Origin of the sequence: Mycobacterium sp. Root265 (assembly GCF_001428895.1) — a bacterium.
GTDB lineage: Bacteria > Actinomycetota > Actinomycetes > Mycobacteriales > Mycobacteriaceae > Mycobacterium.
The window spans coordinates 33,423-54,142 of sequence record NZ_LMJA01000014.1; the positions used below are offsets into that span (position 1 = coordinate 33,423).

Annotated in this window: 25 protein-coding genes; 11 read left to right on the plus strand and 14 right to left on the minus strand. The window is 67.9% G+C overall.

Annotation, left to right across the window (positions count from 1 at the left end):
- Nucleotides 1-4: 4 nt before the first annotated feature.
- Nucleotides 5-385 carry a sterol carrier family protein gene (locus ASE48_RS14940; protein ID WP_057167900.1) on the plus strand — a complete coding sequence of 127 codons (381 nt, stop codon included), beginning with the start codon at nucleotides 5-7 and terminating at the stop codon, nucleotides 383-385.
- Here ASE48_RS14940 and ASE48_RS14945 read toward each other — a convergent pair.
- Complete coding sequence (locus tag ASE48_RS14945) at nucleotides 382-1,680, minus strand: DoxX family protein (RefSeq protein ID WP_156409209.1); 1,299 nt, start codon at nucleotides 1,678-1,680, stop codon at nucleotides 382-384. The two genes, ASE48_RS14940 and ASE48_RS14945, sit on opposite strands and share 4 nt — an antisense overlap.
- Before the next feature lie 159 nt (nucleotides 1,681-1,839).
- Between ASE48_RS14945 and purF the strand changes: the two genes are divergently transcribed.
- Nucleotides 1,840-3,390, plus strand: coding sequence for an amidophosphoribosyltransferase (gene purF, locus ASE48_RS14950; protein ID WP_057167902.1), 1,551 nt, complete (start codon nucleotides 1,840-1,842; stop codon nucleotides 3,388-3,390).
- Between the two features lie 26 nt (nucleotides 3,391-3,416).
- Here purF and ASE48_RS14955 read toward each other — a convergent pair whose 3' ends face one another.
- Nucleotides 3,417-4,397: an NAD(P)H-binding protein gene (locus ASE48_RS14955; protein WP_057167903.1), complete on the minus strand. Its 981-nt coding sequence runs from the start codon at nucleotides 4,395-4,397 to the stop codon at nucleotides 3,417-3,419.
- A 73-nt stretch (nucleotides 4,398-4,470) separates the two neighbouring features.
- The gene (locus ASE48_RS14960) at nucleotides 4,471-4,908 is read right to left on the minus strand and encodes a cupin domain-containing protein (protein WP_057167904.1); all 438 of its coding nucleotides are present in this window, start codon (nucleotides 4,906-4,908) and stop codon (nucleotides 4,471-4,473) included.
- 141 nt (nucleotides 4,909-5,049) lie between these two features.
- Between ASE48_RS14960 and purM the strand changes: the two genes are divergently transcribed.
- Nucleotides 5,050-6,126, plus strand: a complete 1,077-nt coding sequence (gene purM, locus ASE48_RS14965) for a phosphoribosylformylglycinamidine cyclo-ligase (RefSeq protein ID WP_057167950.1) — start codon at nucleotides 5,050-5,052, stop codon at nucleotides 6,124-6,126.
- A gap of 28 nt (nucleotides 6,127-6,154) precedes the next feature.
- Here the strand turns inward: purM and ASE48_RS14970 are convergent, their stop codons facing one another.
- Together ASE48_RS14970 and ygfZ are read right to left on the minus strand one after the other, a co-directional pair.
- The gene (locus ASE48_RS14970; protein ID WP_057167905.1) at nucleotides 6,155-6,349 is read right to left on the minus strand and encodes a DUF3073 domain-containing protein; all 195 of its coding nucleotides are present in this window, start codon (nucleotides 6,347-6,349) and stop codon (nucleotides 6,155-6,157) included.
- Between the two features lie 132 nt (nucleotides 6,350-6,481).
- Nucleotides 6,482-7,561 (minus strand): CAF17-like 4Fe-4S cluster assembly/insertion protein YgfZ, encoded by a 1,080-nt coding sequence (gene ygfZ / locus ASE48_RS14975; protein ID WP_057167906.1) that lies wholly within the window; start codon nucleotides 7,559-7,561, stop codon nucleotides 6,482-6,484.
- Nucleotides 7,562-7,597: 36 nt separating this feature from the next.
- On the opposite strand from ygfZ, the gene ASE48_RS14980 reads away from it, so the two are divergent.
- The gene (locus ASE48_RS14980; RefSeq protein WP_442928724.1) at nucleotides 7,598-8,395 is read left to right on the plus strand and encodes an aminodeoxychorismate lyase; all 798 of its coding nucleotides are present in this window, start codon (nucleotides 7,598-7,600) and stop codon (nucleotides 8,393-8,395) included.
- A 297-nt stretch (nucleotides 8,396-8,692) separates the two neighbouring features.
- Here ASE48_RS14980 and ASE48_RS14985 read toward each other — a convergent pair whose 3' ends face one another.
- The 7 genes from ASE48_RS14985 to lmeA all read right to left on the minus strand — a co-directional run bounded on the left by ASE48_RS14985 (nucleotide 8,693) and on the right by lmeA (nucleotide 12,594).
- Nucleotides 8,693-9,349 carry an FABP family protein gene (locus ASE48_RS14985; protein WP_057167908.1) on the minus strand — a complete coding sequence of 219 codons (657 nt, stop codon included), beginning with the start codon at nucleotides 9,347-9,349 and terminating at the stop codon, nucleotides 8,693-8,695.
- 164 nt (nucleotides 9,350-9,513) lie between these two features.
- Nucleotides 9,514-9,816, minus strand: coding sequence for a DUF1416 domain-containing protein (locus ASE48_RS14990; protein ID WP_057167909.1), 303 nt, complete (start codon nucleotides 9,814-9,816; stop codon nucleotides 9,514-9,516).
- A gap of 1 nt (nucleotide 9,817) precedes the next feature.
- A complete protein-coding gene (locus ASE48_RS14995) occupies nucleotides 9,818-10,651 on the minus strand; it encodes a sulfurtransferase (RefSeq protein ID WP_057167910.1) in 834 nt (277 codons plus the stop codon).
- Nucleotides 10,652-10,686: 35 nt separating this feature from the next.
- Complete coding sequence (locus ASE48_RS15000; RefSeq protein ID WP_057167911.1) at nucleotides 10,687-11,151, minus strand: DUF4395 domain-containing protein; 465 nt, start codon at nucleotides 11,149-11,151, stop codon at nucleotides 10,687-10,689.
- A gap of 86 nt (nucleotides 11,152-11,237) precedes the next feature.
- Nucleotides 11,238-11,360, minus strand: a complete 123-nt coding sequence (locus ASE48_RS33810; RefSeq protein ID WP_370517663.1) for an Ms5788A family Cys-rich leader peptide — start codon at nucleotides 11,358-11,360, stop codon at nucleotides 11,238-11,240.
- Complete coding sequence (locus ASE48_RS15005) at nucleotides 11,360-11,782, minus strand: thioredoxin family protein (RefSeq protein WP_057167912.1); 423 nt, start codon at nucleotides 11,780-11,782, stop codon at nucleotides 11,360-11,362. The genes ASE48_RS33810 and ASE48_RS15005 overlap by 1 nt, the downstream gene beginning before the upstream one ends.
- The gene (gene lmeA, locus ASE48_RS15010) at nucleotides 11,779-12,594 is read right to left on the minus strand and encodes a mannan chain length control protein LmeA (RefSeq protein WP_156409210.1); all 816 of its coding nucleotides are present in this window, start codon (nucleotides 12,592-12,594) and stop codon (nucleotides 11,779-11,781) included. Before lmeA ends, ASE48_RS15005 begins: the two co-directional genes overlap by 4 nt.
- 164 nt (nucleotides 12,595-12,758) lie before the next feature.
- On the opposite strand from lmeA, the gene ASE48_RS15015 reads away from it, so the two are divergent.
- The 6 genes from ASE48_RS15015 (at nucleotide 12,759) to pstB (ending at nucleotide 18,470) form a co-directional block, all read left to right on the plus strand.
- Nucleotides 12,759-13,562 (plus strand): winged helix-turn-helix transcriptional regulator, encoded by an 804-nt coding sequence (locus ASE48_RS15015; protein WP_162264234.1) that lies wholly within the window; start codon nucleotides 12,759-12,761, stop codon nucleotides 13,560-13,562.
- Nucleotides 13,559-14,416: a mycothiol synthase gene (gene mshD / locus ASE48_RS15020; RefSeq protein ID WP_082614206.1), complete on the plus strand. Its 858-nt coding sequence runs from the start codon at nucleotides 13,559-13,561 to the stop codon at nucleotides 14,414-14,416. The genes ASE48_RS15015 and mshD overlap by 4 nt, the downstream gene beginning before the upstream one ends.
- Nucleotides 14,417-14,508: 92 nt before the next feature.
- Complete coding sequence (pstS, locus tag ASE48_RS15025; RefSeq protein ID WP_162264233.1) at nucleotides 14,509-15,642, plus strand: phosphate ABC transporter substrate-binding protein PstS; 1,134 nt, start codon at nucleotides 14,509-14,511, stop codon at nucleotides 15,640-15,642.
- 48 nt (nucleotides 15,643-15,690) lie between these two features.
- Nucleotides 15,691-16,764, plus strand: a complete 1,074-nt coding sequence (pstC, locus tag ASE48_RS15030; protein ID WP_057167915.1) for a phosphate ABC transporter permease subunit PstC — start codon at nucleotides 15,691-15,693, stop codon at nucleotides 16,762-16,764.
- Nucleotides 16,761-17,675: a phosphate ABC transporter permease PstA gene (pstA, locus tag ASE48_RS15035; protein ID WP_057167916.1), complete on the plus strand. Its 915-nt coding sequence runs from the start codon at nucleotides 16,761-16,763 to the stop codon at nucleotides 17,673-17,675. The genes pstC and pstA overlap by 4 nt, the downstream gene beginning before the upstream one ends.
- An 18-nt stretch (nucleotides 17,676-17,693) precedes the next feature.
- A complete protein-coding gene (gene pstB, locus ASE48_RS15040) occupies nucleotides 17,694-18,470 on the plus strand; it encodes a phosphate ABC transporter ATP-binding protein PstB (protein ID WP_057167917.1) in 777 nt (258 codons plus the stop codon).
- Between the two features lie 3 nt (nucleotides 18,471-18,473).
- On the opposite strand, the gene ASE48_RS15045 is transcribed toward pstB, so the two are convergent.
- Nucleotides 18,474-19,448, minus strand: coding sequence for a quinone oxidoreductase family protein (locus ASE48_RS15045; RefSeq protein WP_057167918.1), 975 nt, complete (start codon nucleotides 19,446-19,448; stop codon nucleotides 18,474-18,476).
- Between the two features lie 83 nt (nucleotides 19,449-19,531).
- On the opposite strand from ASE48_RS15045, the gene ASE48_RS15050 reads away from it, so the two are divergent.
- Entirely contained in the window at nucleotides 19,532-20,044 is a 513-nt protein-coding gene (locus tag ASE48_RS15050; RefSeq protein ID WP_057167919.1) for a MarR family winged helix-turn-helix transcriptional regulator, read from the plus strand.
- A gap of 2 nt (nucleotides 20,045-20,046) precedes the next feature.
- Here the strand turns inward: ASE48_RS15050 and phoU are convergent, their stop codons facing one another.
- Complete coding sequence (phoU, locus tag ASE48_RS15055; RefSeq protein WP_057167920.1) at nucleotides 20,047-20,715, minus strand: phosphate signaling complex protein PhoU; 669 nt, start codon at nucleotides 20,713-20,715, stop codon at nucleotides 20,047-20,049.
- Nucleotides 20,716-20,720 lie beyond the last annotated feature (5 nt).

Sequence of the window (20,720 nt, forward strand, 5' to 3'; positions counted from 1 at the left end):
ACCGATGATGGCCCGTCGTACTGCGGATCCGGCAGAGACACGCGCCGCGGTGCTCGCGGTGGGGGAGTGGCTGCGCGACGACTCCACCGCGGAACCGGCGCGCGATGAACTGGCCGCCGCGGTGCGCCTCACCGCGCGCACGCTGGCCGCGATGGCGCCGGGTGCGAGCGTCGAGGTGCGGGTGCCGCCCTTCGTGGCGGTGCAGTGCATCGAAGGCCCCCGCCATACCCGGGGCACTCCGCCCAATGTCGTGGAAACCGATCCGCGCACCTGGCTGCTGCTGGTCACCGGGCTGATCGGGATCGACGCCCCGGCGCTGCATCTGTCCGGATCGCGTGCCGCCGAGATTTCGCACTGGCTGCCATTGGTGGACCTGGATTCCTAGCGGAAGTACGGGTACTCCTGCACCCAGTGGAACCCGCGGTTGCGCAGGGTGAAACTCGACAGGTCGACCTCGTGCAGCGTGATGTCGACGGAGCGGCCCTCCAGGCGCCCGGTCAACTCGAGGCGGTCCGGTGCGGGCTGTTCGACGCTGAAGTCGGCGAACGGCCTCGGGTCCGGTACCGCAGCAGTCTTCCCGTCGGGCAGCGGCAACGGCGCGGTGATCGTGACGTGGCCGGCGTCGATCTGGGCGGGCGCATCCCGCAGGGTGCCGTCCATGAGCTGGAAGGTGATCAATCCGGGCCGGTCGACGACCAGGTGACTCCACCGGAACCGATCGGTGGTCAGCGGGGGCGACACCCGCCCGTCGACGCTGAACTCGGTGACAGCCCAGATGCCGTACAGCTGCGGCTTGGGCCGGCCGTCGCCGTATTCATGCCAGGATTGCCAGCCCACGACCGCGAGACCGATGCTGACCCAGATGCCCAGACCCACCTGCGCGGCTGTCGCAATTCGGTTGGCGCGCTGCCCGGTGAACAGTCGCGGTGTGTGCAGCGGTTCCGAATGACGTTGCAGCACAAGAGTATCGGCTATCCGACGTAGATGCGGCGCGAGCAGGACCAGGCTGATCAGCAGCAGGTGGGACGACAGGATCTTCACCGGCACGTCGAAGGCCATGTTCATCAGGAACACCTGGCCCATGCTCAGCAGGCTGAGCAGCGCACCCAGCACCGCGGTCCGGGGCCAGAACAGCAGCAGTCCCGCGACTACCTCGACCGCGCCCAGCGCCATCTCGTAGGGATGTGAACTGCCGACCTGCAGCCACAGCACCGACATCGGGCTGAACTGCCCGAAGGGCTGCAGCAGGGCCGCCAGCGGCGGCGCGGGCATCTGGGTGGGGATGAGCTTCGCGAAACCGTAGAACAGCATCTGCCCGCCCAGGCACAGGCGCAGGAACACGGTGAACCAGACCGCCAGCCGGGTGTACTCGGTACGCCGCCGGTCCAGCACCGACCACACTGCGGCACCTATCAGCGCGATCAGCAGCAGACAGGCGATGGACACCCAGATCGCGGCCTGGTCCCCGCTGCCCGAGCCGGGACGCAGCGCCGCGTCGACCCCGAACAGCGTGCGCCCCACCCAGTCGGTGACCGGCGCGGTCAGCAGCATCTGCCACATGACCGCCCCGGAGGGCAGCCAGAGCGCGATGATGCCGGCGAATGCGAAGGTGATCTGGGCGAACCACAGGCAGAACAGACCGAGGTACAGGAAGCAGAACCGGAATGCGACGCGCGTCACTGGATGCCACACGACGCCCCACGGTAGTCGGCGGGAATGCGGACCCCCGCTGCGGAGGTTGGGTGATGTGACGACGAAAACCGGCGTCCGATTGAGTTATTGGGGTCGGATGACCGTAGACTGGGCCGCGTCACCCACAGCCCCCAGGGAGCAGCCATCGTGACCTTCGCGCCTGTCGAGCCGGAAGAGAACGAGCCAAAAGAGGAATGCGGCGTCTTCGGCGTCTGGGCTCCGGGCGAGGATGTGGCCAAGCTCACCTATTACGGACTCTATGCGCTACAACACCGTGGCCAGGAGGCGGCGGGCATCGCCGTCGCGGACGGCTCCCAGGTGCTGGTGTTCAAGGATCTCGGTCTGGTCAGTCAGGTATTCGACGAGCAGACACTGGCCGCCATGCACGGCCACGTCGCTGTCGGGCACTGCCGCTATTCCACCACCGGATCGACCACCTGGGAGAACGCCCAGCCGGTCTTCCGCAACACCGCCGCAGGCACCGGGGTGGCTCTGGGCCACAACGGCAATCTGGTCAACACCGCCGAACTGGCCACCCGGGCCCGCGACGCGGGTCTGATCGAGACCCGTGGCGCGCCGACCGCCACCACCGACTCCGACATCCTGGGCGCGCTGCTGGCACACGGCGCCGCCGACTCCACGCTGGAGCAGGCCGCACTGGAACTGCTGCCCACCGTGCGTGGCGCGTTCTGCCTGACGTTCATGGACGAGAACACCCTCTACGCGGCCCGTGACCCGCACGGTGTGCGTCCGCTGTCGCTGGGCCGGCTGGACCGCGGCTGGGTGGTCGCCTCCGAGACCGCTGCCCTGGACATCGTGGGCGCCTCGTTCGTCCGCGACATCGAACCCGGCGAGCTGCTGGCCATCGACGCCGACGGCGTGCGTTCCACCCGCTTCGCCAACCCCACCCCCAAGGGCTGCGTCTTCGAATACGTCTACCTGGCCCGCCCGGACAGCATCATCGGCGGCCGCTCGGTGCACGCCACCCGCGTCGACATCGGACGGCGGCTGGCCGCCGAGAATCCGGTGGAGGCCGATCTGGTGATCGGTGTGCCGGAATCGGGCATCCCGGCCGCGGTCGGCTACGCGCAGGGTTCAGGCATCCCGTACGGCCAGGGCCTGATGAAGAACGCCTACGTCGGCCGCACCTTCATCCAGCCCTCACAGACCATCCGCCAGCTGGGCATCCGGCTGAAGCTGAACCCGCTCAAGGAGGTCATCCGCGGTAAGCGGCTCGTCGTCGTCGACGATTCGATCGTGCGCGGCAACACCCAGCGCGCGCTCATCCGGATGCTCCGTGAGGCGGGTGCGCTCGAGGTACACGTGCGGATCGCGTCCCCGCCGGTGAAGTGGCCGTGCTTCTACGGCATCGACTTCGCGACCCCGGCCGAACTGATCGCCAACTCGGCCAGCAACTCCGCCGACGAGGACGAGATGCTCGAAGGCGTCCGGCGGGCGATCGGCGCCGACACCCTCGGCTACATCAGTCATCACGGCATGATCGCGGCGACCGAACAACCGGCCACCCGGCTGTGCTCGGCCTGCTTCGACGGCAATTACCCGATCGAGCTGCCCGGCGAGACCGCACTCGGCAAGAACGTGATCGAGCACATGCTGGCCAACGCCGCGCGCAACGGCCTTCCGCTGGAGTCGGTCAAGGCCGGCGGCGACAACGCCGACGCGCTACGGCGTCCCTGACGGCACCGCCGTCGTGGCGTCCCTGACTACTCGGGTGCCGCCGAGCTGAACCGCAGCAGGTGGCGCTTGCCGCCGCGGGCGCCCGTGCCGTCCTGGGCCAGCGCCTCGCGCACCGCGTCCCGGTAGCTGGTCAGGCCGCCGCCCGGGGGTGCGATCACCCCGTCGATGTCGTGCTCGTGCATCACCGCATCGCATTCCAGCGACTCGACCAGCGGCCGGGCCAGGCCCGACGGGATCGGCGTGACCAGCCCGACCCACCAGCTCGCGATCGTGGGCGTCAGGAACGGCAGCACCACGATCACCCGGGGGCGCAGGCCGGCGATATCGGCGTAGCCCTGCATGGCCGCGCCGTACTCCATCACGTCGGGCCCGCCGATGTCCCAGGTTCGCGACTCCGGAACCGGTGCGGTCGCGGCCTCGGCGAGATAGTGCAGCGCGTCATCGACCCCGATCGGCTGGATCTTGTTGTGCACCCACTTCGGTGTCGTCATCGCGGGCAGCCGGTCGGTGAGGTGCCGGATCATCTCGAACGACGCCGAACCCGACCCGATCACGATGCCCGCCTGCAACACCACCGTCTCGATGCCCGAATCGATGAGGATCTGGCCGACCAGTGCGCGGGACTTGAGGTGGCGGGACAGTTCGGTGCCCTCGGGGTGCAGGCCACTGAGGTAGACGATGCGGCGCACACCGGCGCGCTTGGCGGCCGCCACCACGTTGTGTGCCGAGCGTTCCTCCTCGGCGACGAAGTCCTTGGAGGTGCCCATGGAGTGCACCAGGTAGTAGACGACGTCGGTGCCCTCGAACGCCGCGGTCAGCGAGTCGGGGTCACCGAGATCGCCGCGCGCCACCTCGATGCGGTCCCGCCAGGGACGGTCGTCCAGTTTCGCTGGGGTCCGGGCCAGCGCCCGCACCGAGTAGCCACGCTCCAGCAGCGCAGGCACCAGATGCCCGCCGATGTATCCCGTTGCTCCCGTGACCAAGCAGCGTGGGTTCGTGTCCGGCACGGGTCCTCCGATTCATGATGGGCTCTCATGACGTATTCGGAGCCGACAGGTCCCTGGATGACCGCAGATGGCCTCACTCAAACGGGCAGCCCGGGTTCGGTACCGGGTTGGCCTGCGGGGAACCGGCCGGATCGATGTAGCCGACCCACATCACCAGTGGGTCGGGGCCGAGGTTGCGGCCGAGGTGGATGTACCCGGTCCCGCTCTGCTCGGTGATGGTTCCGCCGGTGGGGTAGACGCCGTCGACTTCGCAGTCCGAGCCGTAATGAGTGAGCGTGCCGGCCCGGATGACGCCGTACACCTGGCCCGGATGCCAGTGCCAGCCGGTGCTCCCGCCAGGGGCGATGGTGAGTTCCTTGGTGATGAAGTCCTGCCCGTACAGGGTGGACTGGGACAGGATCCGCGCCTCGACCCCGATGCTGGGTGTGGCGGACGCGACCCCGGCGGCGGGCAGGCAGCACACCGCCGCGGACACGACGGCAGCCAGCGACAATGAGCGAATTGGTGTCATGACCGGACACGCTGTCACAGCGCCGGCGTGCGCGGAAGCAGTCGGCTGAATGCGATGAGGTCACCGCCCATGCAGTGGTTGGGGTGTGCGACCGGTAACCTTGGGCCCGATGAGCGAGTTTCGACTGGCGAGCCGGTGACCATGGGTAAAGGCCGCGCCGAACAACACGGCATCTCGTATGCAACCGCCGGAGTGGATATCGAGGCGGGCGATCGTGCCGTCGAGTTGTTCAAACCCCTCGCCAAGAAGGCCACCCGGCCCGAGGTCCGTGGCGGCCTCGGCGGGTTCGCCGGGCTGTTCGCGCTGCGCGACGGCTACCGCGAGCCGCTGCTGGCGTCCTCCACGGACGGCGTCGGCACCAAGCTGGCCATCGCCCAGGCGATGGACAAGCACGACACCGTCGGGCTGGACCTGGTCGCCATGGTGGTCGACGACCTGGTGGTGTGTGGCGCCGAGCCGCTGTTCCTGCAGGACTACATCGCCGTCGGACGCACCGTGCCGGAGCGGGTCGCCGCGATCGTGTCGGGTATCGCCGACGGGTGCGTGCTCGCCGGGTGTGCCCTGCTGGGCGGCGAGACCGCCGAGCATCCCGGGCTGATGGAACCCGACCACTACGACATCTCGGCCACCGGCGTCGGTGTCGTGGAGGCCGACGACGTGCTGGGCCCGGAACGGGTCAAGCCCGGTGACGTGATCATCGCGATGGCTTCGACCGGTCTGCATTCCAACGGTTACTCGCTGGCCCGCAAGGTGCTGCTGGAGATCGACCGGATGGACCTGTCAGGTCATGTCGAGGAGTTCGGCCGCACCCTCGGCGAGGAACTGCTGGAGCCGACCTACATCTACGCCAAGGACTGCCTGGCGCTGGCCGCCGAGACCCATGTGCGGACCTTCTGCCACGTCACCGGCGGCGGGTTCGCCGGCAACCTGGAACGCATCATCCCGCCCGGCCTGGTGGCCGAGGTGGATCGCGGCACCTGGACGCCCGCACCCGTGTTCGGCATGATCGCCCAGCGCGGACGCATCGAGCGCGCCGAGATGGAGAAGACGTTCAACATGGGCGTCGGCATGGTCGCCATCGTCGCGCCGGAGGACACCGACCGCGCGTTGGCGATTCTGACCGCGCGCCACCTCGCCTGCTGGACGGTCGGAACCGTCGCAAAGGGTACGAAGGATGGGGCGCGAGCTCAGCTCGTCGGCCAGCACCCGCGGTTCTGAGGGAACGCGCGGCGCGCCGCCGGGGCGGTCAGCGCCGCCAGTCGTCCTCGTCGGCATAACGGTCCGCGGGGCCCGCGAAATCGTCGGAGCTGCCCTTGAAGTCGTCGGCCGCGCTGCTGTTGGACAGCTCGCGCTGAAGCCGCTCGAAGTCAGTCTCCGGCGTGTTGTATTTCAGGTCACGAGCAACCTTGGTCTGCTTTGCCTTAGCTCGGCCGCGGCCCATTGGGACCCCCTCGCGCAATAACGGAGCGGCCCGACGTGCAGGCGGCTCCGATCTGTGTGTGTCTAATTGTCCTGCCAACACTTTACCGTGCCCCGCGGCGGGCCGCTGGTAGGCCCTTCCTTGCCGCGGTTCCTAACCGCCTCCGCTGCGCAGTCGCTCCACCGCGAGGCGCCCCGCGCCGACGCCGTCGACGTCGGGGACCGAGTCCGCGTCGATGACGGCGGCCACCGCCGACTCGCCTCCGGTGGTCAGTTCGGTGTCGACCGGCAGGGTTCGTTTCACCAGCGCCAGAGCGATAGGACCGTCGTCGATGTGGTCGACGACGGAGCCCAGCCGGCCCACCGCCCGTCCCCCGGCCAGCAGTGGATCGCCGGTCGCCGGGCGGTCCGCGGACCCGTCCAGGTGCACCAGCACCAGCATGCGGGGCGGTTTTCCGAGGTTGTGTACGCGCGCGACGGTCTCCTGGCCGCGGTAGCAGCCCTTGTCCAGGTGCACCGCGCCCACGCCGGGCCCGCCGATCCAGCCGATCTCGTGCGGAATGGTGCGCTCATCGGTGTCGACGCCGAGTCGCGGGCGGGCGGCGGCCACCCGGTGCGCCTCATAGGCCCACACGCCGGCCCTGGTGACACCCGCGGCGATCAGCGCATCGATCCAGCCGTCCTTGGTGGACCGCGGCACCAGCACGTCGTATTCACCGGGGTAGGTGCCGCGCAGGAATCCGCCCGCGGGCAGTGCCACCGCGGTCCACGGAGCCGGCAGCGCCTCGACCCCGAGAGCGGTCAGCACCCGGGGTTCGGACAGCCCGGGTCCCAGCAGCGAGAGCACCGCGAGGTCGGCGGGGTCGACGGTGACGTCGGCCCAGAAGATCATCTTGCGCAGGAAGCCCAGCAGCGGTTCACCACGCCACGGTTCGGTGTCCAGCACTGTGATCCCGTCGAGCTCGGTCTGGATCCAGTGATCTTCGACACGACCCTGACCGTCCAGGCTCAGATTCTCGACGACGACGCCGTCGGGCAGGTCGCTGACGTGCTGGCTGGAGATGGTGTGCAGCCAGCTGCGCCGCCCCGCTCCGGTCAGTTGCAGGACCGCGCGGTGCGAGCGGTCCACCACCACGGCGGCCCCCTCCGCGGCTCGTTGCTCGCCGAACGGGTCGCCGAAATGCCAGACCGCGCCGGCGTCTGGTCCTGTTTCTGGTGCGGGAACTGCGGACATACCGCCAATGCTACGGCGGTTACGCTCTGCCCCATGGTGGCCCGATCCGCGGACGTCGTGGTGGATCTCGACGGCGTCCGGCACGACCCGTCCACACCGCTGGTGCGGGCCGTCGACCCGGTGCTCACCCGCGGTGACGGTGTCTTCGAGACCACGCTGTTGCGGGACGGCCGGCCCTGCCTGCTGGACGCCCATCTGGCGCGGCTGGACCGCTCCGCCGCGATCGCCGGGCTGCCCCGCCCGGACCCGGACCGCTGGCGTGCGGCGGTGGATGTCGCGGCGGCTCACTGGGGCGGTATTGCCGACGGCGTGCTGCGGCTGCTGTACGGGCGGGGGGCGTCGTTCGTGGCGGTGTCCGCGGTGCCCGCCCGCGCTGTTGCCGCCCGCCGGGACGGACTGGCCGCGGTCACGCTGAATCCCGGGCCGCGCGGTGCGCTGACGGGCGCGAAATCGCTGTCCTACGCCCTCAATGTCGCCGCCCTGCGGGAGGCGTCGCGCCGCGGCGCCGGTGACGCGATCTTCGTCGATGACGACGGGGCGGTGCTGGAAGGACCGCGCTCATCGGTGGTGATCGCGCAGAGCGAAATTCTGCTCAGCCCGCCGCCGAGCCTGCCGATCCTGGCGGGCACCACCGTCGGCGCGCTGTTCGCGATCGCGCCGCGCAGCGCCTACCGCGCGCTGACCGTCGCGGATCTCCTTGCTGCCCAAGGGGTTTGGCTGGTCTCCGCGGTGACGCTGGGTGCGCGGGTGCACACCCTCGACGGTGTGGCGTTGCGGCCGGCGCCGGCCGCGGGCGAGCTGGCCCGTCTGGTGGACCTCGCGATGTCGCGCTAAATCGGTTGTCGGGTCACGGTTCCGGGAGTACGGTCGCTCGTACACAGGAGAGGAGGTGGTCCGAGAAATTGAGTGACATACGGACAAGTGAGGTGGCTGCTAGCTAGCAGCACCAGGAGTGTGATGGGTCTCTTGGCTCTTTCGCACACGCGCATCGTGCATCCTGCGAGCGCTGGCGAATTCCAAGCAGCCACCCGGCCCCCGAGCCCTTGGTTGGTCCAACCAAGACGAACGGCTCGGGGGCTGCTCCATGTCTGGGGTCGGTCAGCGAGCTCGGTGCCCGTCGTGGCGTGGGTGTCAGCCGATGAAGCGGACCAGCCGAGCCGACAGATGCGGCACGAGGCCGCCGTCGGCGTCCACCCGCTCTTCGACATAGGCGAGGTCGCCGCCCTCAACGATCCCGTAGAGGCGCTTGGCGCCGCCCACCAGCACGCCGGACTTGCTGCGCGCCAGGGCGTCGGTGGCCAGCTCCCAGGATGCCTGGTTGAGCGGACTGCCGTAGAACAGTTCGACGTAGCCGGCGGAGTGGGCGAGCAGCAGCTCGATGGCCTGGGTCTCGTCGAGATCGGCGGGGTCGTTGACGAACCGCCAGTAGCCGGTCTCGCGGAGGTCGGGGGCCGCGAACTCGCCGTCGGCGTTCAGCCGCCAGGACCGCGAATCCCAGTTCAAATAGTCGCCGCCGTCATGGGAGACGATGATCTGCTGGCCGAACCGGTAGTCACCGTCGGCATCGCGGCCCTCGCCCTCACCGCGCCACACGCCGACGAGCGGCAGCAGGGCAAGCAGCGCGGGGTTGAGGTCCGCACCCGCGCGCAGATTCGCGGTGTCCGCGGCGATCGGCAGATCGTCGAAGGCCGGGATGTTGCGGGCCGCGGTGATCTTGGCCCGTTCAAGCGCAGAGGCCACCGCCCGGTCACCCGAGCCGGGAACCGCTGCGTCGCTGTCGGAGCTCACCCCTCGTCGGTGACGAGCCGATAGACGGCGTACAGCGCAAACCAGGTGATGACGACGACGGCCACCACGAGCAGGAATTCGAAGAACAGAACCACGGGATGATCCTAACCGCCAGAGGTCACCGCGCTCGAGTCGAGGCCCGAGCGCGGTGACCGGTGGAGTGACTACGCGACCTTGACGTCGATCTCGTGGATGCCGGCACCGGTCGGGGCGATGCTGGCATCGCCGTTGCCGGCGGGGGACAGCGCCCGCAGCGTCCAGTTGCCCGGGGCCGCGAAGAACCGGAAGTCACCGGTGGCCGACGCGACGACCTCGGCGGTGAACTCGTCGGAGCCGTCCAGCAGGCGCACGAACGCGCCGCCGACCGTCTGGCCCGAGCCGTCCACGACACGGCCGGTGATGACCGTTTCCTTCTCCAGGTCGACGCCGGCGGGCAACGTCAGTCCTTGCTTGGGTGCAGAGCACATATCAACTTCCCAACTCGATCGGGGCTCCCACCAGGGAACCGTATTCCGTCCAACTACCGTCGTAGTTCTTGACGTTCTTGTGACCCAGCAGCTCCTGCAGCACGAACCAGGTGTGCGACGAGCGCTCCCCGATGCGGCAGTAGGCGATGGTCAGCTTGTCGCCGTCCAGGCCGGCCTCGGCGTACAGCTTGGCCAGGTCCTCGTCGGACTTGAAGGTGCCGTCCTCGTTGGCCGCCTTGCTCCACGGCACGCTGATGGCGGTGGGGATGTGGCCGGCGCGCTGGCTCTGCTCCTGCGGCAGGTGCGCCGGGGCCAGGATCTTGCCGGAGAACTCGTCGGGGGAGCGGACATCGACCAGGTTCTTCTCACCGATCGCGGCGATGACCTCGTCGCGGAAGGCGCGGATGTCGTTATTGGGCGCCTTGGCCGAATATGACGTCGCGGCCCGCTCGGGCACCTCGGTGACCAGGGGGCGGCCGTCGAGCTCCCACTTCTTGCGTCCGCCGTCGAGCAGCTTGACGTCCTCGTGCCCGTAGAGCTTGAAGTACCAGTAGGCGTAGGCGGCGAACCAGTTGTTGTTGCCGCCGTAAAGGATCACGGTGTCGTCATTGGCGATGCCCTTGTCGGACAACAGCTTCGAGAACTGCTGCTGGTCGACGAAGTCGCGCTTCACCTGATCCTGCAGCTCGGTCTTCCAGTCCAGGCGCACCGCACCCTGGATGTGGCCGCCCTCGTAGGCGGACGTGTCCTCGTCGACCTCGACGAAGACCGTCTTCGGCGCGTCGAGATTGCTCTCGGCCCAGTCGGTGGAGACCAGGACGTCGGAGCGTGCCATGAAGTGGTTCCTTTCGGTTGTGTGGTGCGTGAAGGTCAGGCGGGAACGCGGCGGAACCGCGCGACGAGCGGGTAGATCTGGCAGCCCAGGCAGATGCCGAAGGCGGCGTTGAGAAATGCGGCGAACAGTGCGAAGCCGGTGGCGATGAGACCGACCAGCGGCGCGCCGAGCGCAAAACCGACGGTCCCGACGGCGCCGAAGACGAATCCGACCAGCTGGGCGAACTTCAGCGGAGCGACCGGTTCACGCTCGGTGACGGGGCTCAGCCGCGGTGCGACGAGCGCCGCGAACACCGCGCCGTAGGGATGCCGGCGCGGTCCCAGTGCGGCACCGACGGCGAAGACGATCGTCTGCAGACCCAGGATGACGGCGGCCGCGGGCACGCTGGCCGTCGAGACCAGCAGGGTGACGATCAGCACGGCGGTGGTGATCCAGGCGACGAAGCGGGGTCCGCGGACGTCGACCTGGTCCTGGGCAATGGCCCCGGTATTGGCTGACATGTGAATGCTCCTGTTGCTTGGCTGGGCTGGACTGGCAGGCCACGAAGGCGCCTGGGAAGCGGCGCACCAAGATGAGGGCGCGGCTATCAGCAGCTACGACAACAACAGCAACAACCCGCGGTGCGGCACAGATCAACTGCGCGGCGTTTGGTGAGCAGCAGCTCAAGACGGGCGGTCACGACGCACACAATACCCGTAGGCACCGGCATCAAGCCAATAGCGGTTCGAGCGCCGAGCGCAGGTCAGCGGCTTTCGGGACGCCGGTGGTCCGGTACCGCGGACGCCCGTCGCCGTCGAAGATGATGGTGGTCGGCAGCGACAGCACCGAAAGCCGCCGTGCGGCTTCGGGATTTTCGTCCATGTCGATCTCCACATGGGCCACTGCGGGCAGTTCGTCGCATACCTGGTCGACCACCCGGCGCACCGCCGCACAGGGTCCGCACCACGTCGCGCTGAAATGCAGGATGGTCGGACCGGTGCTGGACAGGCCGAGTCCGCTGGTGTCGACATCGGAGGCCTCGGCTGCGGCCCGGATCATCCCCGAGCGCAGCGTGATCAGCTTGCCCACCAGGTACCCGAGGCCGAGCACCGCGATGACGATCACGATGACGAGCGTCAGCGAAGTGTTCATGACTGTCTGAACTCGTCCAGGCGCACGGTTAGTCCCTCGGCGATGCCCTCGACGATGATGTCGGATCCGCGGGCGCCGGCCGTCGTGGGCGTCAGGCCGAACGGCAGCCGCTGGCCCGGAATGCGGTTACTGAAGGCCTTCAGCACCGCGGCGGTCTTGTCCTCGGGCACCGGCTCGTCGGCGGTGCCGGGGCCGGTCAGCACCCCGGTCGCGGTCATGACCAGCGTGCTGCCGTCGGCATCGCCGGTCGTCAGGTCCACCGCCACGCTCACCCGCTCGTGGAAGTCCGCGTCCGTCGGGGTTCCGGTGAAGATCAGTCCGTTGCCGCTGGAGATACCGGATTCGGTGGTGCCGCCGGTGGCGTCGTTGCTCTCTCGCTGCGGCGCCTCGACCAGCAGGTCCTTGATGCCCATGAACTTTCCGACGTGCGTCGAGTCGATGATGATCCGGCTCTCGGCGATGTCGACCGGTAGCTCGGCGTCCGGGCCGATCAGCCAGGTCGAATCCGACAGATCGATCGAGTGCAGCGTGGCCTCCAGCGACACCCTGCCGGTCACCGGGTGTTCGACGCCGTTGGCCCGGATCTCGATCTCGCGGTAGTGATGCGCGCGTGCCTGGGTGATGAACGGGAACCCCAGGATGCTGGCCCACGGATCGAAATGCAGCTGCGCGGCGGTGCGCACGCTGCGCGCCAGCCGGTATTCGGCGTAGATGGCCGCGCCGAAATCCGTTCCCACGCCGCCCAGAATCACCGCGAGAATGGTCGCGAGGACACCGGTCAGCAGCTTGCGCACCCGGTCATTCTGTCGCACCCGCCGGGTCGCCGGACCGACACCCGCCGGTTCGGGTCTGCTAACCAGCAGGTAGCACGGTATTGTTATGCGATCGTCGGTCGTAACGGCCACGTGTCAACCATGAATCTGGAAGATGACCTCCGACACCGATGTCCCGGGGACGATCCAGGACTCGGGAGGACATTTTGGAACTTCTACTTCTGACCGTTGACCCGCACCCGGACACCGTGCTGCCCTCCCTGTCGCTGCTGGCGCACAACGTACGGACGGCACCGACCGAAGTGTCCTCCCTGCTCGAAGCCGGAACCGCGGATATTGCGATCGTCGATGCCCGCACCGACCTGGCCGCTGCGCGTGGCCTGTGCCGCCTGCTGGGCACCACCGGGACCTCGGTTCCCGTGGTGGCCGTGGTCAACGAAGGCGGGCTGGTCGCCGTCAACGTGGAATGGGGTCTCGACGAGATCCTGCTGCCCGGCACCGGGCCCGCCGAGATCGATGCCCGGCTGCGGCTGCTGATCGGTCGCCGCGGCGGGGTCGCCGACCAGGAGAGCGTCGGCAAGGTGACGCTCGGCGAGCTCGTCATCGACGAAGGCACCTACACCGCGCGGCTGCGTGGCCGCCCGCTTGACCTGACCTACAAGGAGTTCGAGCTCCTCAAGTACCTCGCGCAGCACGCCGGCCGGGTGTTCACCCGCGCCCAGCTGCTGCAGGAGGTCTGGGGATACGACTTCTTCGGCGGCACCCGCACCGTCGACGTGCACGTGCGACGTCTGCGCGCCAAACTCGGGCCCGAGTACGAATCGCTGATCGGCACCGTCCGCAACGTCGGCTACAAGGCCGTGCGGCCTGCGCGTGGGCGCACGCCGGCACCGGCCGTCGATGAGCTCGATGAGGACGACGAGTACGACGGTGAGCTCGACGGGGACCTCGGCGAATCCGACTTCGGTTCGACCGCAGGCTCGTTCGGCCCACTGCACAGCCAGTGATCGAATGGCGCACCGGGCTTTCCGCTGATGATCGGGCCCGGATCACCGACATCGTCACCGCGGCCACCGCGCTGGACGGGGTGGCACCGGTCGGCGATCAGGTGCTGCGTGAGCTGAGCCGCGACGACACCCGTCACCTGCTGGCCCTGGACGGGGACACGGTGGTCGGTTATCTGAACCTCGGTTCCGAGATGGCCGAGGCGGTGGTTCATCCCGACGCCCGCCGCCGCGGCATCGGGACCGAGTTGATCCGCACCGGACTCGCCGAGGGCGGCCCGCAGACCCGGATCTGGGCGCACGGAGATCTGGCGCCCGCCCGGGCATTGGCCTCCGCACTGGGTCTGCAGCCGGTACGGGAGTTACTCCAGATGCGGCGTTCGTTGTCGGACCTGCCGGAGATCGTGGGGCACCACGAGATCCGCACCTATGCCGGGCCGCAGGACGATGCCGAGTTGCTGCGCGTCAACAACGCGGCCTTCTCCTGGCATCCCGAGCAGGGCGGCTGGACCGGGGCCGACATCGATGAGCGGCGCGCCGAATCCTGGTTCGATCCCGCCGGACTGTTCCTGGCCTTCGAAGGGCCGACGTTGTTGGGCTTTCACTGGACGAAGGTCCACTCCCGGAGCCTCGGCGAGGTCTATGTCGTCGGCGTGGATCCGGACGCACAGGGCCGCGGTCTCGGCGCCGAATTGACTTTGCTGGGGCTGCATCATCTCGCCGGGCGGCTGGGGCCTGAGGCCGATGTCACATTGTATGTCGAGGGCAACAACACCGCCGCGGTGAAAACCTATCGGCGCCTGGGGTTTGTCGTCTACAGCGCCGATGTGGCGTACGCCGCGCCAGCTGTGAACTAGCTGTACCTGTTCACCTCCCGTTCATTCTGAGGCCGCTGACAGTCCACTGCCACCGCATACGTTGCCGGGGAGTCTGAAGCCGTCAACTGAAAGTGGGATTCGTGAAGCTCAATATCGGCCTGGCCCTGTCGGCGACCGCTGTCGCCGCGCTCACGCTGACCGCGTGCGGCAGCGACAACAACACCGGCAGCACCGCCACGAGCGGTTCGGCCTCCGGTACGTCCTCGGCCGCCGCGGACTGCGGCGGTAAGAACTCCATCACCGCCGAGGGTTCGACGGCCCAGCAGAACGCCATCGCCCTGTTCAACCAGGTGTGGGGCCAGAAGTGCCAGGGCAAGAATCTCTCCTACAACCCCACCGGCTCGGGTGCGGGCCGCGAGCAGTTCGTGGCGAAGAACGTCGATTTCGCCGGCTCCGACTCGGCCATCAAGGAAGAGCAGGCGGCCCAGGCCGCCGAGCGCTGCGGTGGCAACCCGGCGTGGAACCTGCCGCTGGTCTTCGGGCCCATCGCGATGGCCTACAACGTCGAGGGCGTCGACGGACTGGTGCTCAACGGTGACACTCTGGCCAAGATCTTCCAGGGCCAGATCGCCAAGTGGAACGACCCGGCCATCGCCGCACTGAACGAGGGCAAGACCCTGCCCGACACCGATATCACCCCGATCTTCCGCTCGGATTCCTCGGGCACCACCGACAACTTCCAGAAGTACCTGGAGGCCGCCTCGGCCGGTGCATGGACCAAGGGCGACGGCAGCGAGTTCCAGGGCGGCGCCGGCGAGGGCGCGCAGAAGTCCGCCGGTGTCGCGCAGGCCGTGCAGGCCACCCCGGGTGCCATCGGCTACGTGGAGAAGGGCTTCGCCGATCAGGCCGGCCTGTCCTACGCACAGATCAACACCGGTGCGGGCGCGGTCGAACTGACCGACGAGTCGGCAGGCAAGGCCATCGACGCCGCCAAGTTCGCCGCCGAGGGCAATGACCTGACGCTGGACCTGGCTTCGCTGTACGGCACCACCGAAGAAGGCGCCTACCCGCTGGTGCTGGCCACCTACGAGGTCGTCTGCTCGAACGGTTACGACGCCGAGACCGCCGCGGCCGTCAAGTCCTTCCTGACCGTCGCCGCCAATGACGGACAGGCCGGACTGTCCTCGGCCGGCTATGTGCCGCTGCCGGAGAAGTTCAAGGAGCGTCTGCTGACCTCCATCGAGGCCATCGGGCCGGCTGCCTAGTCCACTGGCGTAGCGGCTAATTCGAGGCGAGGATGGGTGCCTGACCGAATGACATTCAAAGGTATCGAGAAGGGTTCAGACGGTAGCTCCGTGACTATTCCGAATCCATCAGACTCGGGGTCGGGTGAGGCGCTCGCCGCACCCTTCCCCGAGCCCACCCCGATCTCGACGAACCCGTCGAAGAACTCGAAGGTGCGCCCCGGCGACCGCATCTTCAGCGGGCTCGCCACCGGATCGGGCGTCCTGGTCATCGCGATCATCGCCGCGATCGGCATCTTCCTGCTGTGGCGGGCGATCCCGGCGCTGACCCGCAACGAGCAGAACTTCTTCCTCTTCGGCGGCAACTGGATCACCACCGACACCTCGGCGATGTCCTTCGGCATCCTGGACCTGCTGCAGGTCACGGTGTTCGTCTCGGTCTTCGCCCTGATCCTGGCGATGCCGGTGGCGTTGGGCATCGCGATCTATCTGACCAACTACGCGCACAAGCGGGTCAAGGGCCCGCTGGCCTATCTGGTCGACCTGTTGGCTGCGGTGCCGTCGATCATCTACGGCGTGTGGGGTCTGTACGTCCTCGCGCCGACGATCAAGCCGGTCGCGGTGTGGCTCAACGAGAACCTGAGCTGGTTGTTCCTGTTCTCCACCGGTAACGCGTCGGTGGCCGGCGGTGGCACCATCTTCACCGCGGGCATCGTGCTCGCGGTGATGATCCTGCCGATCATCACCGCCGTCACCCGCGAGGTGTTCGTGCAGACCCCGCGCGGCCAGATCGAGGCCGCGCTGGCGCTGGGCGCCACCCGCTGGGAGGTCGTGCGCACGACGGTGCTGCCGTTCGGCATGTCCGGCTACATCAGCGGCGCCATGCTCGGCCTCGGCCGTGCACTCGGTGAGACCATCGCCCTGCTGATCATCCTGCGCGGCACCCAGACCGCGTTCGGCTGGTCGCTGTTCGACGGCGGCTTCACCTTCGCCAGCAAGATCGCCTCGGCGGCTTCGGAATTCAACGATCAGTACAAGGCGGGCGCCTACATCGCCGCCGGCCTGGTGCTGTTCATCCTCACGTTCGTGGTGAACTCGCTGGCCCGTGCCGCGGTCTCCGGAAAGGACCGGTCCGCCTCATGACCGCAACGCTGGATCAGCCGATCAAGGCTCCCACCTTCCAGGGCGTCAGCGGGCGCCGCAAGTTCACCGACAAGTTCGCCACCGTCCTGGTCACCGCGTCCGTGGTGGTCGCGATCGTCCCGCTGGTGTGGGTGCTCTACACGGTGGTCTCCAAGGGCATCGGCGTGGTGCTGTCGAGCACCTGGTGGATGAACTCGCAGGCCGGTATGACGGCCTTCCAGCCCGGTGGCGGTGCCTATCACGCCATCGTCGGCTCGCTGCTGCAGGCCCTGATCTGTGCCATCATCTCCATCCCGATCGGCATCTTCGTGGCCATCTACCTGGTGGAGTACGGCGGCGGGACCCGGCTGGGCAAGGTGACCACCTTCATGGTCGACATCCTCACCGGTGTGCCCTCGATCGTGGCGGCGCTGTTCATCTACGCGCTGTGGGTCGCGACGCTGGGCTTCCAGCGCTCCGGCCTGGCGGTGTCACTCGCCTTGGTGCTCTTGATGATTCCGGTCATCGTGCGCGCCACCGAGGAGATGCTGCGCATCGTGCCGATGGACCTTCGCGAGGCGAGTTACGCACTCGGCGTGCCGAAGTGGAAGACCATCTCGGCCATCGTGGTGCCGACCGCGCTGTCGGGCATCGTCACCGGCATCCTGCTGTCGCTGGCACGTGTAATGGGTGAGACCGCACCGCTGCTGATCCTGGTGGGCTACGCCCAGGCCATGAACTTCGACATGTTCAGCGGCTTCATGGGTTCGCTGCCCGGCATGATGTTCGACCAGACATCGGCGGGCGCGGGCGCCAATCCGGTTCCGACCGACCGACTGTGGGGCGCTGCGCTCACCCTGGTGGTCCTCATCGCGCTGCTCAATGTCGGTGCGCGATTCATTGCCAAGTTCTTTGCCCCGAAAAAGGTCTAGCAGGTTTAGGAGATAACCATGGCCAAGCGACTTGATCTCAAAGACGTCAACATCTACTACGGCGCGTTCCACGCCGTGCAGAACGTGTCGCTGTCGGTCGAACCGCGCAGCGTGACGGCGTTCATCGGCCCCTCGGGCTGCGGCAAGTCGACCGTGCTGCGCACCCTGAACCGTATGCACGAGGTCATCCCCGGCGCCTACGTCAAGGGCTCGGTGCTGCTCGACGGTGACGACATCTACGGTGCCGGCGTCGACCCGGTGGGCGTGCGCAAGACCATCGGCATGGTGTTCCAGCGGCCGAACCCGTTCCCCACCATGTCGATCCGCGACAATGTGGTGGCCGGGCTGAAGCTGCAGGGTGTCCGCAACAAGAAGACCCTCGATGAGACCACCGAACGGTCGCTCAAGGGTGCCAACCTGTGGAACGAGGTCAAGGACCGCCTCGACAAGCCCGGCGGCGGCCTCTCCGGCGGTCAGCAGCAGCGTCTGTGCATCGCCCGCGCGATCGCGGTGCAGCCCGATGTGCTGCTGATGGATGAGCCGTGTTCGGCGCTGGACCCGATCTCCACGCTGGCGATCGAGGATCTGATCTCGACGCTGAAGCAGGACTTCACCATCGTGATCGTCACGCACAACATGCAGCAGGCGGCCCGGGTCAGCGATCAGACGGCGTTCTTCAACCTCGAGGCCACCGGCAAGCCCGGCCAGCTCATCGAGATCGACGACACCGAGAAGATCTTCTCCAACCCCACCAAGAAGGCCACCGAGGATTACATCTCCGGCCGTTTCGGCTAGCCGCTAGGGGGTCAGCACCACCCGGGTGCCGGACGGCTCCGCGGTGGCCCAGGCGTCGGTGACCTCGGCCAGCGGGCGTGTGAGCGTGCGCAGTTCGATGGTGCCGGCGGCGACCATGTCGAACAGCCGTGGCAGGGCCTCGTTGCGCGTCCGCGCCAGCACCTCGGGCGGCACGCTGCCGATGCCGACCCCGGACATGGTGATGCCGGTACCGCGCAGGATCGCGGCCGGCAGCGTGATATCGGCTCCGGCCATCGATCCGATCTGGACGAACCGGGTGCGGTGATAGTGCGCGGCCGGATGGCTCGCGGCCAGTGCGGCAAGGGCTTCGGTGGCCGGATCGCCCCAGAGGTAGTCCAGTACCGCGTCGAACGGATGCTCGGCGTGCAGTGCACTGATCTGCTCGCTGACGTCTGCGTCGCCGAGGTTGATGGCCTCGTCGGCGCCCACCGTGCGCAGCCACTGCAAGCGGCTCTCGTTTCGGCCGGTGACGATCACGCGCCCGGCCCCGAAGACCGACTTGGCCAGCTGCACGGCCATCGATCCGGTCACTCCGGTGGCGCCCAGCACCAACACACTCTGGCCCGGCTGCACGGCGGCGGCGAATTCCAGTGCGGCCCAGGCGGATATCCCGGGATTTGGCACGGCGGCCGCGGTGACGGCATCCACCTCATCGGGTAGCTCGACCATTCCGTGGGCACTGATCAGGGTGCGCTCGGCCATCATGCCGTAGGGCGCCACCGCGCCGGTGTAGACCCGGCGGCCGTCGTCGAGTCGGGCCACACCGTCCACGCCGGGGATCGCAGGAAGGGTGAGTTCGCCGCTGGCGTAGTGCTTTCCGCTGATGAGTGCCTTGGTCAGGTTGGTCAGTGCCGAGGCTTCGACGGTGGCGGCGACGGTGCCGTCCCCGGCTTGCGGCTCGGCGAAGTCGGTGTAGGTGGGGGATTGGCCCCATTCGGTGACGACGGCGGCTTTCATGATGCGCTCCTCATAGTTTCCTAAAATATGGTTTCTATGGAAACAATGTACGGCCACGGCGAGAGGATGGCAATATGGTTTCCATGAAAACCAAGTCCGGGCTGATCGACGCCATCAACACGTTGATCGGAGCGGTCGGCGACAAGTTCGACGCCGACGAGGACGGCGATCCGGAACGCGATTTCATGGTGCAGCGCTGTCCGGAACGGCTGGAGAAGGCCGTGCGTGGGCTACCGACACTGTCGATGCATCTGCTCGCCGCCATCGCGGACGGGCCGGTGGGCGTGGTCGGGCTGGCCGGCAAATCCGGTCAGCTCAAGGGAACGGTCTCCAAGCACGTGCAGCGCCTGGTCGAGGCCGGTCTGGTGGTGCGCACCCCGGTGCCCGGCAACCGAAAAGAGATCCAGCTGGAGCTCACCGCGGACGGCGCGCTGGTCAGCGCTGCGCACCGCGAACTGCACGACGAGATGAATCGCGGGATGTGCGAATTCCTGCAGCGCTACAGCAACGCCGATCTACAGGTGCTGGAGACGGTGCTGCGCGACCTGCTGGCCGCCCGCAAGGAGGGCGTGCGGATCGTTGCCGGCGAGCGCTGAGCTCAGCGCGGTTCGGTGAACGTCGCGTCCTCCGGGAACGATCCGGTGGCGGTGAAGATCACCCGGCGGGCCACCTCGACGGCGTGGTCGGCGAAGCGCTCGTAGAAGCGGCTCAGCAACGTCACGTCGACGGCGGCGGTGACGCCGTGCTTCCAGTCCTTGTCCATCAGCACCGAGAACAGGTGACGGTGCAGGTCGTCCATCGCATCGTCTTCTTCGCGGATCCGGGCAGCCTTCTCCGGGTCGAGGGTGTCCAGCACCTCCTGCGCGCTGCGGCTCAATTCGACTGCAACGCGGCCCATTTCGGCGAAGTAACCGTTGACTTCCTCGGGCAGCGCGTGCTGGGGATGGCGGCGGCGGGCGATCTTGGCGACGTGCAGGGCCAGGGCGCCCATCCGGTCGATGTCGGCGACGATCTGGATCCCGCTGACGATGGCGCGCAGGTCTCCGGCAACCGGTCCCTGCAGGGCCAGCAGCATGAAAGCGGCTTCCTCGGCGCGCACGCTGATCTCGGTGATGCGGTCATGGTCGGTGATGACCTGTTCGGCGAGCGCCAGATCGGCCTGCAGCAGGGACTGGGTCGCGCGTTCCATTGCCACGCCCGCCAGGCCACACATCTCGCCGAGCTGAACGGTCAAGGAAGACAGCTGTTCTTGATACGCAGTACGCATGTAAT

Bases quoted from the DNA above. Each gene is read 5' to 3' on its own strand.
- ASE48_RS15000 (WP_057167911.1), bottom strand. From the start codon at position 11,151: ATGTCAGCCAATACCGGGGCCATTGCCCAGGACCAGGTCGACGTCCGC.
- ASE48_RS15005 (WP_057167912.1), bottom strand. From the start codon at position 11,782: ATGAACACTTCGCTGACGCTCGTCATCGTGATCGTCATCGCGGTGCTC.
- phoU (WP_057167920.1), bottom strand. From the start codon at position 20,715: ATGCGTACTGCGTATCAAGAACAGCTGTCTTCCTTGACCGTTCAGCTC.
- ygfZ (WP_057167906.1), bottom strand. From the start codon at position 7,561: ATGTCCGCAGTTCCCGCACCAGAAACAGGACCAGACGCCGGCGCGGTC.
- ASE48_RS15045 (WP_057167918.1), bottom strand. From the start codon at position 19,448: ATGAAAGCCGCCGTCGTCACCGAATGGGGCCAATCCCCCACCTACACC.
- ASE48_RS14990 (WP_057167909.1), bottom strand. From the start codon at position 9,816: ATGTGCTCTGCACCCAAGCAAGGACTGACGTTGCCCGCCGGCGTCGAC.
- ASE48_RS14940 (WP_057167900.1), top strand. From the start codon at position 5: ATGATGGCCCGTCGTACTGCGGATCCGGCAGAGACACGCGCCGCGGTG.
- ASE48_RS14995 (WP_057167910.1), bottom strand. From the start codon at position 10,651: ATGGCACGCTCCGACGTCCTGGTCTCCACCGACTGGGCCGAGAGCAAT.
- pstA (WP_057167916.1), top strand. From the start codon at position 16,761: ATGACCGCAACGCTGGATCAGCCGATCAAGGCTCCCACCTTCCAGGGC.
- ASE48_RS14970 (WP_057167905.1), bottom strand. From the start codon at position 6,349: ATGGGCCGCGGCCGAGCTAAGGCAAAGCAGACCAAGGTTGCTCGTGAC.
- pstC (WP_057167915.1), top strand. From the start codon at position 15,691: ATGACATTCAAAGGTATCGAGAAGGGTTCAGACGGTAGCTCCGTGACT.
- ASE48_RS14960 (WP_057167904.1), bottom strand. From the start codon at position 4,908: ATGACACCAATTCGCTCATTGTCGCTGGCTGCCGTCGTGTCCGCGGCG.
- pstB (WP_057167917.1), top strand. From the start codon at position 17,694: ATGGCCAAGCGACTTGATCTCAAAGACGTCAACATCTACTACGGCGCG.
- ASE48_RS15050 (WP_057167919.1), top strand. From the start codon at position 19,532: ATGAAAACCAAGTCCGGGCTGATCGACGCCATCAACACGTTGATCGGA.
- purM (WP_057167950.1), top strand. From the start codon at position 5,050: ATGGGTAAAGGCCGCGCCGAACAACACGGCATCTCGTATGCAACCGCC.
- ASE48_RS33810 (WP_370517663.1), bottom strand. From the start codon at position 11,360: ATGCCGGTGCCTACGGGTATTGTGTGCGTCGTGACCGCCCGTCTTGAG.